10 protein-coding genes are annotated in these 15,277 nt (G+C 48.0%); 4 read left to right on the forward strand and 6 right to left on the reverse strand.

Features of this window, described 5'->3' with window-relative positions; genetic code table 11:
• Positions 1 to 3: 3 nt before the first annotated feature.
• The 6 genes from H3H32_RS31045 to uvrA form a co-directional block, all read right to left on the reverse strand.
• Entirely contained in the window at positions 4 to 405 is a 402-nt protein-coding gene (locus H3H32_RS31045) for a DMT family transporter (RefSeq protein ID WP_240543546.1), read from the reverse strand.
• A gap of 219 nt (positions 406 to 624) precedes the next feature.
• Complete coding sequence (locus H3H32_RS31050; protein ID WP_182459620.1) at positions 625 to 2,124, reverse strand: DUF1501 domain-containing protein; 1,500 nt, start codon at positions 2,122 to 2,124, stop codon at positions 625 to 627.
• Positions 2,125 to 2,192: 68 nt separating this feature from the next.
• A complete protein-coding gene (locus H3H32_RS31055) occupies positions 2,193 to 2,555 on the reverse strand; it encodes an endonuclease domain-containing protein (protein WP_182459621.1) in 363 nt (120 codons plus the stop codon).
• Between the two features lie 106 nt (positions 2,556 to 2,661).
• Positions 2,662 to 5,436 carry a DUF1553 domain-containing protein gene (locus H3H32_RS31060; RefSeq protein WP_182459622.1) on the reverse strand — a complete coding sequence of 925 codons (2,775 nt, stop codon included), beginning with the start codon at positions 5,434 to 5,436 and terminating at the stop codon, positions 2,662 to 2,664.
• Between the two features lie 139 nt (positions 5,437 to 5,575).
• Positions 5,576 to 7,969: a DUF11 domain-containing protein gene (locus H3H32_RS31065; RefSeq protein WP_182459623.1), complete on the reverse strand. Its 2,394-nt coding sequence runs from the start codon at positions 7,967 to 7,969 to the stop codon at positions 5,576 to 5,578.
• Between the two features lie 115 nt (positions 7,970 to 8,084).
• Positions 8,085 to 11,039 (reverse strand): excinuclease ABC subunit UvrA, encoded by a 2,955-nt coding sequence (uvrA, locus tag H3H32_RS31070; protein WP_182459624.1) that lies wholly within the window; start codon positions 11,037 to 11,039, stop codon positions 8,085 to 8,087.
• 136 nt (positions 11,040 to 11,175) lie between these two features.
• Between uvrA and H3H32_RS31075 the strand changes: the two genes are divergently transcribed.
• From H3H32_RS31075 to H3H32_RS31090, 4 genes are all read left to right on the forward strand, one after another.
• Positions 11,176 to 11,805, forward strand: a complete 630-nt coding sequence (locus H3H32_RS31075) for an MgtC/SapB family protein (protein ID WP_182459625.1) — start codon at positions 11,176 to 11,178, stop codon at positions 11,803 to 11,805.
• Between the two features lie 42 nt (positions 11,806 to 11,847).
• On the forward strand, positions 11,848 to 12,480 hold the full coding sequence (locus H3H32_RS31080; protein WP_182459626.1) for a hypothetical protein: 633 nt from the start codon (positions 11,848 to 11,850) through the stop codon (positions 12,478 to 12,480).
• Positions 12,481 to 12,590: 110 nt separating this feature from the next.
• Positions 12,591 to 14,048: an MBOAT family O-acyltransferase gene (locus H3H32_RS31085; RefSeq protein WP_182459627.1), complete on the forward strand. Its 1,458-nt coding sequence runs from the start codon at positions 12,591 to 12,593 to the stop codon at positions 14,046 to 14,048.
• A 20-nt stretch (positions 14,049 to 14,068) separates the two neighbouring features.
• Entirely contained in the window at positions 14,069 to 15,169 is a 1,101-nt protein-coding gene (locus H3H32_RS31090) for an alginate O-acetyltransferase AlgX-related protein (protein WP_182459628.1), read from the forward strand.
• Positions 15,170 to 15,277: the final 108 nt, after the last annotated feature.

Here is a 15,277-nt window from a genome sequence, read left to right on the forward strand (position 1 = left end):
TGGTTAGGGGTTAACATCGGCTGGGCCAACCATCCGCAGGCCTATAATGCCGATGGTAATCACCAGAATAAAGAATAATTCACTCCACGACCAGCTTATCTTCAGCCAGACAATGTCGGCTGCTTTAATAAATACCAGCGATACGGCCATCCAGACTGCAAAGGCGGTTGTTGTGGATATCGTGCGCATGGCGGCCGCCAGCATCAGCGTATTAACAATCCCAAAAACAACATAGGCCAGCCACGGAAGCAGGACGGGCAGGCCGCCATCGAGCCGATAGAACGTGGCCCAGCGGAGGGATTTCAGGTCGTCCCAGCTTATGTATTTGAGTGAGTATGTCCAGGCCATTTCGCAGGCTGCTGCCCCGAAGAGATATAGCCACGAGAGAATATTTTGCTTTATCACGGCTCTTTCTGAAAAGGCGAAGAAACGAGTATCCATTACTGAATCCAACCGTTCCTGGTTAACAAATTGTGTCTATTTTACCATAACTGTTAAGAGCACATTTTGTCTAGAAATCCAATCGACAGCTAAATTATAAGAACGCATCTAACGCTAATTGGGCTGATCTACACAGATTTTATCCGCGTAAATCAGCCCAATTAGCGTTAGATGCGTTCCAGATTATGCCAGAATTGGCTTGACAACCTTTCCGGCCACATCGGTTAGTCGGAACGGTCGCCCCTGAAACTGGTAGGTAAGTTTGGTATGGTCGAAACCTAACAGGTGCAGAATCGTGGCTTGCAGGTCGTGAATATGCACTTTGTCTTTCACGCCGTAGTAGCCAATGTCATCGGTTTCGCCGAACGAAAAGCCTTTTTTGACACCACCGCCCGCCATCCAGACAGTAAACGCATCGAGGTGGTGATCGCGGCCCATGAACGGTAAAGTTTGCCCATCGCGATTTTCCTGCATGGGTGTCCGGCCAAATTCGCCACCCCAAACAACCAGCGTATCGTCCAGCAAGCCACGTTGTTTGAGATCGTTGAGTAAAGCAGCTACGGCCTGATCTGATTCCTTACATTTTGCGTGCAGACCAATATCAATTGAACCGTCGGCGCTGGTGCCGTGGGTATCCCAACCCCAATCGAAAAGTTGTACAAACCGAACTCCTCGCTCAACTAACCGGCGTGCTAACAGGCAGTTTCGGGCAAATGAGCCTTTATTGGGATCGACTCCGTAGCTATCCATAATATACTGGGGCTCGCTCTTGATATCCATCGCATCGGGAACGGACATCTGCATCCGAAACGCCAGTTCGTATTGAGCAATACGGGTCAGGATTTCGGGGTCTTTAACATCGTCGTATTGTTGTTGATTGATCTGACTAATGGCGTCGATGGTTTGCTTCCGAATATTGCGGTTCATACCAGATGGATCGGATGCGTAAAGAACAGGATCGCCATCAGTCCGACATTGGACGCCCTGGTAAACCGTTGGTAGAAAGCCACTTCCCCAAACCGATTTTCCTGCATCGGGTTGTTTCCCGCCCGAAGCCAGCACGATATAGCCAGGTAAGTTGTCGTTTTCAGTGCCAAGCCCATACGTTACCCATGAGCCCATACTCGGGCGGCCCAGCCGCGCACTACCCGTGTGCATCAGCAATTGAGCGGGTGCGTGATTGAATTGGTCGGTGTGCATGGCCTTCAGAAATGTTATATCATCGACAGCACCCTGCAAATGGGGTAAATAGTTGGATACCCAAGCCCCTGATTGTCCGTGTTGGGCAAATTTTCCCTGTGGACCGAGCATTTTCGGAGTACCCCGAATGAACGCAAACTTTTTTCCTTCGAGCAGAGCCTGCGGACAATCTTTGCCATTGTACTTTGCCAGTTCGGGTTTATAATCGAACAACTCCAACTGGCTGGGCGAACCCGCCATATGGATATAAATAACCCGCTTTGCTTTGGGCACGAACTGCGATGGGTGAGGGGCTGTGGGTTCTCCAGATAGTACACTCCCAACGGTATTGTCTTGTGGTGTGCTTTTTCCGAAGAACCCACAGCTACTAAGAACAGAGCTAAGGGCCATAGCGCCCAGTCCAGTTGAACAAGTATGCAGAAAGTGCCGCCGTGTTTCGCGTTCGGCAGCTGCCTGTTGAAGTTCGTGAAGGAGTTTGTTCATGGTGTTGTCTTGATGACCCCACCCCCGGCCCCTCCCCTTTTTTTAGGGGAGGGGGGAATGTGCGATCTTTAGTTGTTAAAGCAGGCTTTAATTTTAGTAAGCGTTGCTTCTATATCTGTTTCTATTTCAGCATTGCTAATGCGTAATGTCCTTATTTGTAACTGAGTCAACGCGGCATCTCGATCCTTATCGTGAAGAATAGCATCATTGTTTGTATGCACACTGCCATCAATTTCGACACATAGGCGTTCCATTGGGCAATAGAAGTCAAGTATATAAACGCCTACACTGTGTTGTCGTCGAAACTTACGGCCATCCAATTGACTCCCTCTTAGTCGATCCCAAAGTAATGATTCAAAAGGAGTTGGATTCTTTCGCAATTCTCGTCGAAATACCTCTATCGCTTTCCGATTATGTATTAACTGGCCCATACTCTTTCCAATTAAATTACTCCTTAAGCATCAGAAACTTCCCTATCACTTTGCTAGCCCCTCCCCTTTTTTCAGGGGAGGGGTTGGGGTGGGGTAAAACAACCAATCATTCTTTCGTAATCACCTCATCCAGATTTAGCATTGTATTCGCTGTTACTGTCAAGGCCGCCAATTGAGGGGAAACCTTTTTACAATCGAAACCAGGGTGATCCAGCAAATTTTCGGCTTCGCCGGGCTTCTGACGGTAATAGTATTCGGTACTTCGATAGAGCTTAGCCAGCACCGCCAGTTTTTTAGGAGCTAAATCACGGAGCATGACCTGCCGGAAACCCGCCTGAATCTGTTGCTCTGGCGATGAGCCGTGCGTACGCATATATTCTCCCAAATTCTGCGCGGCCTCTACATAAACTGGATCGTTGAGCGTTACCAAAGCTTGCAAAGGCGTGTTGGTTCGCAGACGACGCAACTGACAAAATTCCCGGCTGGGGCTATCAAACGTTACCATTGAGGGGTAAGGTGCCGTTCGTTTCCAGTAGGTGTACAGGGCGCGTCGGTGGAGGTCTTCGCCAGTGCTTTGTTTCCAGGATTCACCATCGTAAGGTGACTGCCAGATGCCATCGGGTTGCATAGGCATCACACTGGGACCGTACATTTTGTAGCTCAATAAACCACTAACCGCTAACGCCTGATCATGCACCGCTTCGGATGACAATCGAACACGCGGTCCGCGAGCCAGCAACTTATTAAACGGATCTTTTGCCAGCATTTCGGGAGAAGCGTTGGATTGTTGCCGGTAGGTTGCTGACATCACCATCTTTTTTAGCAACTTTTTTACACTCCACTGATCTGTTTCCATGAACTCTGCAGCCAGATAATCGAGCAATTCGCGATGAGTGGGTTGAATACCCTGGGTTCCCATGTCTTCAACCGTTTCGACAATACCTGTACCGAATAGCTGTTCCCAGAAACGGTTTACAGCCACACGAGCCGTAAGCGGATGCTCCCGGCTAACCATCCACTGGGCCATGCCAAGCCTATTTTTAGGGAGTTTGGGGTCCATCGCCGGAAATGACTTCGGCACGTCGGGCGTTACTCGTTTTCCTTTCACCATCCAGTTACCTCGGTCAAAAACGTGGGTTTCTCTGGCGAGGTCGCCGGAGCCATCCAGCATGATGGGCGTTTGCTCGACATCCGTATTCAGCAGATCGAGCAATAATTTATCTTTTTCGCCAACGGCGTTTTGAGGCTGACCCGGCAAAACAGGTGTAAACGCAACCCATTTGATCTGTACCCAATCTTTCGGTTTTTCTGGGCTATCCAGCGATAGATACAAGCTATGTCGCCCCTGAATTGGGGGTAATGGAATCATCTGAACCGTGTCCTTTCCAGGATTTGGCGTTGGAATTTTTGCCAAAATTGGGCCATCCAGCTTATCCTGATGAATGGTAACCGTGGCATTGGTTGCTTTGGTACCCCATTTGAGCAGCAAGCGCGGGCGACCCGTCAGCGTTACATTTTTAATCCGGCACGAACCTTTGCCCTGAAATCCGAAGTATTTAGCATTGAGGAGCGAAGCATTGACATATTGATCAAAATCGTGGGAATTGATCTTCGGCTCAATGGTGCGGAGCAGGTGCGTGACTTGTTCAATATTCGCTTGTGCCTGTTTCGAATTTGGAATGCTGGCTGCAATGAACTTCTGTAAACCAACGAGTTTAAGTGAATCTTCGGTCTTGTAGAATCGGAGTGTAGGCGTATCACTTGTTACGTCCTCGTCGCGGGAGTTGTTGAAAAAGGCGAGGAATTTGTAATACTCGTCGTGGGTAAACGGGTCGTAAGGATGGCTATGACATTGGATGCAGGCGAAGGTGGTTCCATTAAATGCGTCCCAGGTTGTGTTGACCCGGTCGAGCACAGCCGCAGTTCGGAATTCTTCATCCTGCGTGCCGCCTTCATCATTAGTCATCGTATTTCGATGAAAACCTGTGGCAATGAGCTGATCGTCAGTTGGCGACGGCAGTAAATCGCCCGCCAACTGCTCAACCGTAAACTTGTCGAAGGGTTTGTCCTGATTAAAAGCCTTGATGAGCCAATCCCGGTAGCGCCAGATTTTACGACCCGGATCGCGCTCATAGCCTTTGGTGTCGGCGTAACGGGCCAGATCGAGCCACATGCCCGTCCAGCGCTCGCCATAAGCAGGGGATTTTAGCAGCCGATCGACCACTTTTTCATAAGCTTCTGGTGATTTATCAGCTACGAAATCGGCGACTTCTTTTTCTGTTGGCGGTAACCCGATAAGATCAAGCGAAACTCGCCGAATCAAGGTAGCTCGGTCGGCTTCGAGCGAAGGTGTTAACTGATCCTGCTTTAGTTTATCCAGAATGAAGTTATCAATCTCATTCTTAGCCCAATCCGTTTCGGCATTATTGGTTATTCCCAGACGGCTCAGCAATGTACCAATTGTGGGAACGTCGGGCTTTTCTACCGACTGATATGCCCAGTGGTCACCCCATTCGGCTCCCTGATCAATCCATTTTCGGAGAAGGTCAATTTCGTCGGGTTTTAGGGCAGGGTGGTCAAGAGGCATGCGCTCGTCGGGATCGGTCAGGGTGAGCCGCCGAATCATCTCACTGGCATCGGCATCGCCAGGGACAATAGCGAGTTTCCCCGATTTGGCGGGAGCGAGTGCTTCCTGCTTAAATAACAGCGAAAAACCGGCGGCTTTTTTGACTCCTCCGTGACAGGCAATGCAGTTTTTATTGAGTAAGGGCTTGATTTGGGTATTGTAGTCCACTCGTTTCTCGAAAATGCCAAGAAACGACGAGAGCAGTAAGGCAACTGCCGCCCCTGCTGTACCAACAAGTATCCACTGAGTTTTCATATAACCAACGCAGGTATATATCACCTGCTCCTAAAAGCAGACGAACTCGTTTTTGTACTATGGAAATCAATGATAAATGTAATTTTAACGAAGAAATGGCCTAAGTCGTTCAGTTAGAGTATCATATCAATGCATCCATTTACCGGACACGAACATCTATCTGGGCGGTATCGTCTTCGCCATTGGTGGTTCCGTTATTGGGCGTGGAATCTGGATCTGGAACACTCGCGGCTGTTAGTTGGGCTGTGCATAGACCATACCCTACAGCCGTTGCTTTTGCTCGAAATACGAGTGTAAAACTAGTACCAGCTGCCAGACTACTAATGCCACCAACAGGATTGCCGCCCGATAGCCCAAAATCATCACCCGAAACGAAGGTTTGACCAGCGGGTAAATAAGCCGTTACGCTCAACCCTGTTGCGGTTAAACCACCCTGATTACTGATCGTCAACGAATAACTAATTACGTCATTCACTTGAGGGGTACGGTTGTTAACGATTAGACTAATGCTCACGTCGGCTTTGGCGGGGTCGGGAGTAGGCTGATTACCAATCACATTGGGTAGTGGGACCTGATTTGGATTAGGCGAGGTAAACACGCTACCTCCATCCTGACGAGTTCGAAAGTCTAGCTGTGCCATATCGTCCTGCCCATCGCCTGTGCCCGAGTTTGGTTGGCTGTCTGGGTCAACAGATGTTGCCTGGGCAATTTCGGCCGCGTTTTGGTACGTCCCAAGGGCCGTTGGTTGGGCAATAAAGCTGAGCGACTGAGTCGTGCCTGCAGAAAGATTTATGGGCGAACTAGTTAATACGGTGCTGCTTGAAGAAAAATCAGTAGACGATATAAAGGCCAGATTCGCTGGCAGTCGATTTCGCACGATGATACCTGTCGCCGGATCGGGGCCATCGTTACGAACGAACAGGCTAATCGTAACAGGACTATTTAGGTCAGGGGTTCGGTTCGTAACCGCCATAGCCAAACTTACATCTGCCTGGGGTTGTGGCGGTGTGGTTGTAATGAGAAATAAATTGGAGGGCACCGCTGGCATGGCTGGCGATGTGGAGACAACCCGAATCTGGAAATGACCACTTTGCAGATTACTCGGCAAGGTTACCTGAATCGGGCTTGTGGCGCCACTACTTAATACGCTTTTATATTGTCCTAGTGAATCAAGTAGCTGCACCTGCCACTGATTTCCCGAATCGAATGTGCCCAGTGTTGTAAAGGTGACGGTTAGCGAAGCCCCAGGCGTTACATAACTTGCCAGATTTCCCGTAACGGCAAATTGAGTGGGAGTGATCGGTTGCGCGTTCTGGAAAAAAGCATTGTCGAGGCTGTTGTTCCAGTTGCGGGCAAACCGCGAAAGTCCCATGTCTTGCGGAATTGTGTTCGGATTTAAATAGTATTGCGGATGCGGAGATGGGCGACTAATGTTCCGAAAGTGTACATCGGTTGTACCCGCATTACGCAGCTGAATAGTGTCGTTGTAAGGTCCCTGGAATACATTTAAGCCCGCCGTATTAATAACTTCCTGTTGCTTTGCAATTACCTCGGGTCGTGTTGTACTGCCATCGAACGAAACGCGTGCCACCATCCAGGAAAGATTTTTACCGCCGAAATCCTGCCGTGACTTCTGGATAACGGTCTTTAAATTAGTCACATAATTGGGGATACTACCCGTTGTGTTATCGCCATACTCAGCCTCTCCCTGATGCCAGAGCACAGTTCGAGCACCCGATATTGACAGATAATACTGCATCACGTTCTTCAGATTGGTATAGGGCTGTAGATTTGGCCAATTGCCTGAACTACAATTGTACCGGTTACAAGTTGGGATACCATTGGCCGTACTGGCCCAGTTGTCGACTGTTGAGCCATCCCAGCCTGTTACATAGAAGGTTACAGGCACATTATATCGATTGACAATGTAATCACCTAACTCGCCCCAGCCCCACGAGCTTTCGGCCATCGGAAAGACGCGTTTTGTAGCTGTTAATGCTTTGTAAACAGGTACGGGCGAAGGATCACCAGAAGAGACAAGGGCTTGCCCATTAGGCGGGTAGTAATGATTAATGGAATCGATGGCATTGACACGGTCAGTATTGGTGCCAAGGTCATTATCGCCGATACCCAGGCCACGTGCATTTGATTGACCCGCCGTAACAAAAACTTCACCAATGCCAACGGGTTGAACTGTCGCTTGGGCGGTTACTGCATTGTTTACAATGGTGCGAACAGTCAGTACATACCAACCACCAGTACCCGTTATATACCCCAGAAAAATGTTGTTGGTCGGATTGGTTTGGACGGTTTGCCAGGCTGTAGCGGTTCCTTGCCCGGCTGCCACAGGCGTTAATTGAGCTTCTACCCGATCAACAGCCCCGGTGAGTCGTCCAGATAGATACATTCGTCCAGTGCCGTCTGTTCCCCGCTGTACAACAAGACGTGCCATTGGGTGTGAAATCTGGAGTTGCGCTACCGCAACGAAGGGCCAGATGACGAACAGAAAAACCCATTTTGAAAATGTGGACATGAAGCAGCAGGTACGTTTACTGCTGCGAAATTACGCGAAAGTTAGCTTGTAGCCTAGACGTACTTTTTTGTCCGTTAGCCCTTCGTAGTTAAGGGCTAACGGACATTTGAATCGCTTACACTTTGCCTTTTAAATAGTCGGCGGTGTAATTCCCGTTGGTGAGCTTTACCATTTCTTCAGGTGTGCCCGTAAAGGTTACGTAACCACCCGTTTCACCACCTTCAGGGCCAAGGTCAATAATATGGTCGGCGTTTTTAATGATTTCCATATTGTGCTCGATAATGATTACCGAATCGCCCTGATCGACAAGCGCGTTGATAGCCGCCAACAGTTTCCGAATGTCGTGGAAATGCAAACCGGTCGTTGGCTCATCAAAGATGAACAATGTACCGCCCTTGTTCGGATTGCCTTTGCCGAGGAAAGACGCCAGCTTCACTCGCTGAGCCTCACCACCCGATAGCGTGTTGGCCGATTGCCCAAGCCCAATATAGCCAAGACCGACATCCTGCAAAGGTTTGAGCTTGTCAGCCATCTTGGGTTCGAACTCCCGGAAGAAATCGATGGCTTCATCGACCGTCATGTCCAGAATATCCGACACATTTTTATCGTGTAGCATCACCTCCAATACTTCGTGTTTGAAGCGTTTTCCGCCACAACCTTCGCATTTGAGGTAAATATCGGCCATGAACTGCATCTCGATCTTCACTTCGCCTTCACCCTGGCAAACCTCGCACCGACCGCCGTCTACGTTGAACGAGAAATGGCTGGGTTTATAAGCACGAGATTTCGATAGCGGTTGATCGGCCATGACCTGACGCAGATAGTCATAGGCCTTGATGTAAGTAACCGGATTGGAGCGACTCGATTTGCCGATCGGATTCTGATCGATCATTTCAATGGCTGAAATTCGCTCAAGCGAACCTGTTAGCGAATCGTACTTACCGGCTTCTTCGGCCGCATCGCCTTTTTGACGCATTAACGCTGGATACAACACTTTCCGAATCAGGGTACTCTTTCCCGAACCCGACACACCTGTTACAACGGTCAGCGTATTCAACGGGAAGCGGACATCGACATCTTTCAGGTTGTTTTCCCGCGCGCCCTTCAGTTCAATAAAATTCGCCGATTTGCGACGGAAAGACGGCACCGGCACCGTTTCCCGACCCGTTAAAAAGTCGAGGGTATGTGATTGGAACGGATAATGAATAGTGGATGATGGATAAGTAGGATCAGAGGAATCTTCATTCTCCATTTTACATTGTTCATTATTTACATCTGCCCACGTTCCCTGAAAGACCAGATGACCACCCAGCGAACCCGCATCGGGGCCAATATCGATGAGCTGATCGGCGGCTCGCATGACTTCTTCTTCGTGTTCGACTACGATCACCGTATTGCCCATGTCGCGAAGGGATTCCAGAACACTTACAAGGCGTTTGGTGTCGCGTGGATGCAGACCGATGCTTGGTTCATCCAAAATATACATAGAACCAACCAGCGCAGAACCCAATGACGTTGCCAGTTTAATGCGTTGATATTCGCCACCCGATAAGGTATTCGTTAAACGATTGAGTGTCAAATAGCCTAACCCAACCCGCTCCATATAGTCTAAGCGATTCCGAATCTCAATCAATATCCGATTGGCAACCTGTTGTTGCGTCTGCGGTAACTCAAGATCGCGGAAAAAAGCGGTTACATGGGTAAGCGGCATCAGGACTAGATCGGTAATGGATTTTCCGCCTACTTTTACATAGCTCGCATCTTTCCGTAAACGCGATCCCCGGCATTCCGGACAGGTCGTTTTACCCCGATAACGGGATAGCATCACCCGATACTGGACTTTGAATGTCTGGCTTTCAACATAGTCGAAAAACGAGTTCAGCCCGTCGAAGTAGGTATTACCCGTCCAGAGTAACTCCTGTTCGGCTGGCGTTAAGTCTTTATAAGGGCGGTGGATTGGGAAGTCGAAACGGATGCCATTTTTGAGAAGCGGTTTCAAAAACTCCTCGCTCATTTTCTCACTACGCCAGGGTGCAATGGCTCCTTCGAAAACAGACAGATTCTTGTCTGGAATAACCAGGTCAGGGTCGATACCCAACACTTTGCCGAACCCATCACAGCGTCGGCAGGCGCCATAAGGGTTATTGAACGTAAACAGATTGACGCTGGGTTCTTCAAAGACAATGCCGTCCAATTCAAACTTATCGGAAAAAATCCTCGACTCTCTGCCAACTATATCGACCCGGCAGCTACCCTCGCCTTCGTTGAAGGCTGTCTGTACAGAATCCGAGAATCGATATTGATTGTCTTCATCGGGCTGCCCGTTCTCATCGTAAAGCACAGTGCCGCGGTCGACAAGGATTTCCAAAGCGTTAGCCGATAAACGTTGTTCGACAGCTAATTCCGGATTATCGCCTGATGATTCTAAAACATCTTCAATCTGCAGCACGTTTCCGTCGGCTACAATTCGCGTATAGCCTTTTTGAAGCAAAATATTTAGCTCGTAAGCCAGCGTCCGGCCTTCTCGAACCCGCAAGGGAGCCATGATCATGACCCGCTGTCCGGCTTCATAACCATACATGTAATTAACGACATCCGTGACGGTATCTTTACGAACTTCGTGGCCTGAAATAGGCGAGTAAGTAACACCGGCTCTACCAAAAAGCAATTTCAGGTAGTCGTAAATCTCGGTGGACGTGCCTACGGTAGAGCGTGGATTTCGGGTCGAAACTTTTTGCTCAATGGCAATTGCCGGAGAAACCCCCTTAATGTATTCAACTTCAGGCTTTTCCATTCGGCCCAAAAACTGCCGCGCATAACTGCTTAAACTTTCGACATACATCCGTTGTCCTTCGGCAAACAGCGTATCGAATGCCAAAGAAGACTTTCCCGAACCCGATAGGCCGGTCAGAACAACTAATTTGTTACGGGGTATGGCTACATCAATTCCTTTTAGATTATGTACTTTCGCCCCTTTAATGATGATAAACTGCTTGGGATCAAGATTGTCTACAGAACGTATGGGCTCTCCGGTATGATTCCGAAATTCGGTTTCCGTGGTCTGGGTCATTCGGTGTTAATGAGGATAAACTCTATCTAGATTTTAACGGATTATTTCGAAATATGGTTTCTCCTGATTGCTTTTCTTACCCGACAAATGCAACGTTATTAGGTTCTTGTGGGTCCTCTACTAGCTAACGAAACAAATGAATTTTGCAGAAGAAGACATGATTCGGTTGAGCGTCGCGCTGATCATTGGTGGACTGATTGGCATTGAACGCGAATATCATGGCAAAGCCGCTGGGTTTCGCACCATGATTATGATTTGCGTTGGCTCGGCCCTGTTCACGATGGTTTCGGGACGAATTGGCGGGTCTGGTGATCGGATTGCGGCTAATATTGTGAATGGGATTGGCTTCCTGGGGGCTGGTATCATCTTTCGGGAAGATAGTCGCGTAAAAGGTCTGACAACGGCTGCAACGGTTTGGGCCGTATCTGCGTTAGGTATGTGCGTAGGCGCAGGACACTACGACATTGCCATTGTGGGGTTCGTGTTTATTTTGGGCTCGTTGCTGTTATTGGTTGGTTTTGCTAACCGGATACAGAAGTTGAACCAAACGCGGGATTATAAAATTGTAACGGCATTCCACAACAGGACATTGAACCAATACGAAGCGTTCTTTGAGGAGTGTGGGCTCCATCCAACACGAAATCAACAGCAGCGTATTGGAACCGAAATAATTGGACACTGGCGTGTTGATGGCTCCGAAAAAAATCATGAAAAATGCATTAATCGTTTGCTGAATGACCCTGAAGTAAAAGAATTTACGTTCTAATTTCGTTACTTAGTATAAGTTTTTATTTTGTACAAAACCAACATGAATCATATTCGAAAGTTACTGTTTATTGCGGCTTTGTTGAGTAGCAGTCTGGCGTTCGGTCAACTTACCGAAGACCCCGATGATCGTCGGGACCAGGGCCGTGACCCACTAAAAACACAAACACCCGAAGGGCGCCCATTGCCATTTGGTCAACGACTCCGGTTTGGGGGCGGGATTAATGGATTTCAATTCGGCAATCCATTTAGCATAGGGGTTGCGCCTGTTGTAGCGTATCAGGCTACCGAGCATTTAATTGTTGGCGTTAGTGCTACATATACGTACACACGCTACAAGCCAGGGTACATTTATGCAAATCAGGGGGTTACCATCAACCAGTATGGCGGTAGAGGCTTCCTAATGTATGAGTTTATTCCAAGTATACTACCCAACCTGTACCTGCATGGTGAGTTACAAAGTACCACGTATCAGAGCAAAACAGATCAGGTGGCGGGTGCCTATACCGGTACCGTTACAGCTCCACTCGTAGGGGTTACCTATATGCAGCCCATTTCCCGACGATTTGGGGTTAACCTGACGGCTTTATATAACTTAAATTATAAACCAAGCGATCCGATCTCCTATCAGGTGTATGGAGGCACGCCATTTGTGCTCCGGCTATCGTTCTTTTAGGCATTCGCGAAGGAAATACAGAAAGGGGTCAGAGAGACATAGCCGCTCTTTGACCCCTTTTCGCATTCTGGTCCTTTTCGCTAACTTTGGCCTGACTTATTGTATGCGATATGCTCTTCAGTTCGGCAATTTTTTTGTTTTTATTTCTCCCTTTCTTTCTGATTATCTATTACTTACTGCCCCGTTACTGGTTAGGTATACGCTGGACGAATGCTTTTTTATTCGGCGCTAGTTTATTGTTTTATGCATGGGGCGAAGGGCAAGTTGTGCTGGTATTGTTATTGTCGGTGTGCATTAATTTTCTGGCTGGATGGCTTGTTGAAAAAGGACAACGACGGACGGGGGTTCTGCTATCGTTAATTGGTAGTTTATCGTTACTGTTTTATTATAAGTACGCCAATTTCCTGGTTAATTTGTTACACGGGTTGGCCGAGAATTTAGCCCTTTCCGTTGCCGATAAACTGACTTTAGCACCTATTGCACTCCCAATTGGCATTAGTTTTTACACGTTTCAGGGTATTTCCTATACACTTGATATTTACTGGGGACGTATCCGGGCCAATCGGAGCTTTCTGGACTATGGCACCTACGTGGCTATGTTTCCGCACCAGATTGCGGGACCGATTGTTCGGTATGCCGACATTGCTCCTGAACTGACTGATCGGTCGGTTAACCTCGAAAAGTTTGGTATCGGTGCGGAACGATTTATCATTGGTATGGCTAAAAAAGTTTTGTTAGCCAATACGTTTGCCAGCGTTGCCGATACAATTTTCAATGCTCCTGCCGATAGTTATCCAACCGAAACGGCCTGGCTGGGCATTATCGCTTACTCGCTTCAGATTTACTTCGATTTTTCGGGCTACTCAGATATGGCCATTGGGCTGGGAAAAATGGTTGGCTTTGATTTCAAAGAGAATTTCAACTATCCGTACATCGCTCGTTCTATTCAGGATTTCTGGCGACGCTGGCATATTTCTCTATCGAGCTGGTTTCGGGATTACCTCTATATTCCACTGGGAGGTAATCGAGGCAGTAAAATCCGAACCTATCGCAATCTACTGATTGTGTTCGCGGTAACGGGCCTTTGGCACGGAGCTAGCTGGAATTTCATTGTTTGGGGTCTTTATCATGGTCTCTGGCTATTGGTCGAACGGGCAGGGCTGAGTAAACAACTGGAACGAGTATGGCCACCCATTGCCCATGTTTACTCGTTGTTAATCGTGCTGATCGGCTGGGTATTCTTCCGGGCCGAAGACTTGACATCGGCACTGGTTTATTTACAGAAAATGGTGGGCTTGGGCTCCGTGAGTCGGGTGGCTTTTCCACTAAACTATTTTCTTAATACAGAGGTTTGTGTGTCACTATTACTTGGGATTATACTAGTCACACCTGTTTATCACCATTTTCAGGTTATTTGGAATCGGCTATTGTTACGCGCGGTTGTACTACCCGCTCAGATTACGCTCAATATGATCTACGTGGTGGTCGGGCTCGTTGGGCTGTTTGTTTTATCAGTAGCGTATCTGGCCGCTGATAGTTACAATCCATTTATTTATTTTAGGTTTTGACAGGATAGCGCTTCTCACTAATGATACAAATACGATCACGTATAGTCGCTGTTAGTTTTGCTATACTCTTGTTATTGCCAACAATCGATAAACTAGTTGGCCTATCTGCCTGGATTCAAAGTACCGAAAACAGACAGCCGGCACCTCTGCCATCATTCCATTTTCCGCATGTTCGGCAGTTTGTTGTGTGGTTTGATCAGCACTATAAAGAGAATTTCGGTGGTCGAAATGCATTGTTTTATATGTATAGCCGCCTGAAATACAAGGTATTAGGCCAATCTCCGTTGCCCGAAAAAGTTGTTGTTGGCAAGGAGGGTTGGTTTTATCTGGGCAATAGCTATAACAAAGTTGTTGACCAGCACCGGGGATTAGTGCCTCTTTCCGACAAAGAGGCTTCTCAGATTGCGGAGCATCTGACCAAACGGCAGCAAGAGTTGGCCAAACAGGGGATTAAATTTTATGTCATGATTGCCCCCGATTCGCATACGATCTACCCCGAATATCTGCCCGATCATTTACAGCAAAGCAACGAGTCGTCGCGACTTGATGTATTGAAGCGAGCCATGGTGAAGACAACGGTTCCCTTTATCGATATTCGGGATACGCTCCTGGCTGCCAAACGCACGCATCGGGTATACTATCAGACGGATACGCACTGGAATGATTATGGCACGCTGGTTGGTTGTGTAGCACTTCTGAATCGTATCCGACAGGATAAACCAGCAACGCCATCAGTGCAGCAATCAGATTACCATATAAAACAATGGGCGGGCATAAATGGCGACCTGACCCGAATGTTGATGTTGCAGGATAACGTGGACGAAAAAATTGCCTATGAAATCCGCCCAATGCATAAGCTGACTAGTCGGGAAACTGCCGTTGTGCCTCGCGAAAAAAATCCCCTTCCCTCTCACCGTTTCGCTGGATCAGGAACCGATCGACTACTCTTCATTGGGGATTCGTTTAGCATTAGCATGATGCAGTATTTGCCGGCCTATTTTCGAGAGTCTTATTTTGTACGAGATGGTAAGCTGGACGATGAAGCCATTCATACGGAACATCCTACTATTCTTGTTCTTGAAATTGTTGAACGAAACATTAGCCAACTAGCCACATTTTGATTGACTGAAATCAGGCTTTTCGATCGTAAAAAATCCTCTATTAGGTCAAATAATGACGAACTGCTGGGGTTATTTCCAATCGGAATTAACGTGAGTTCGGAATTAGAC

The organism is Spirosoma foliorum, from assembly GCF_014117325.1.
Taxonomy (GTDB): Bacteria; Bacteroidota; Bacteroidia; order Cytophagales; family Spirosomataceae; genus Spirosoma; species Spirosoma foliorum.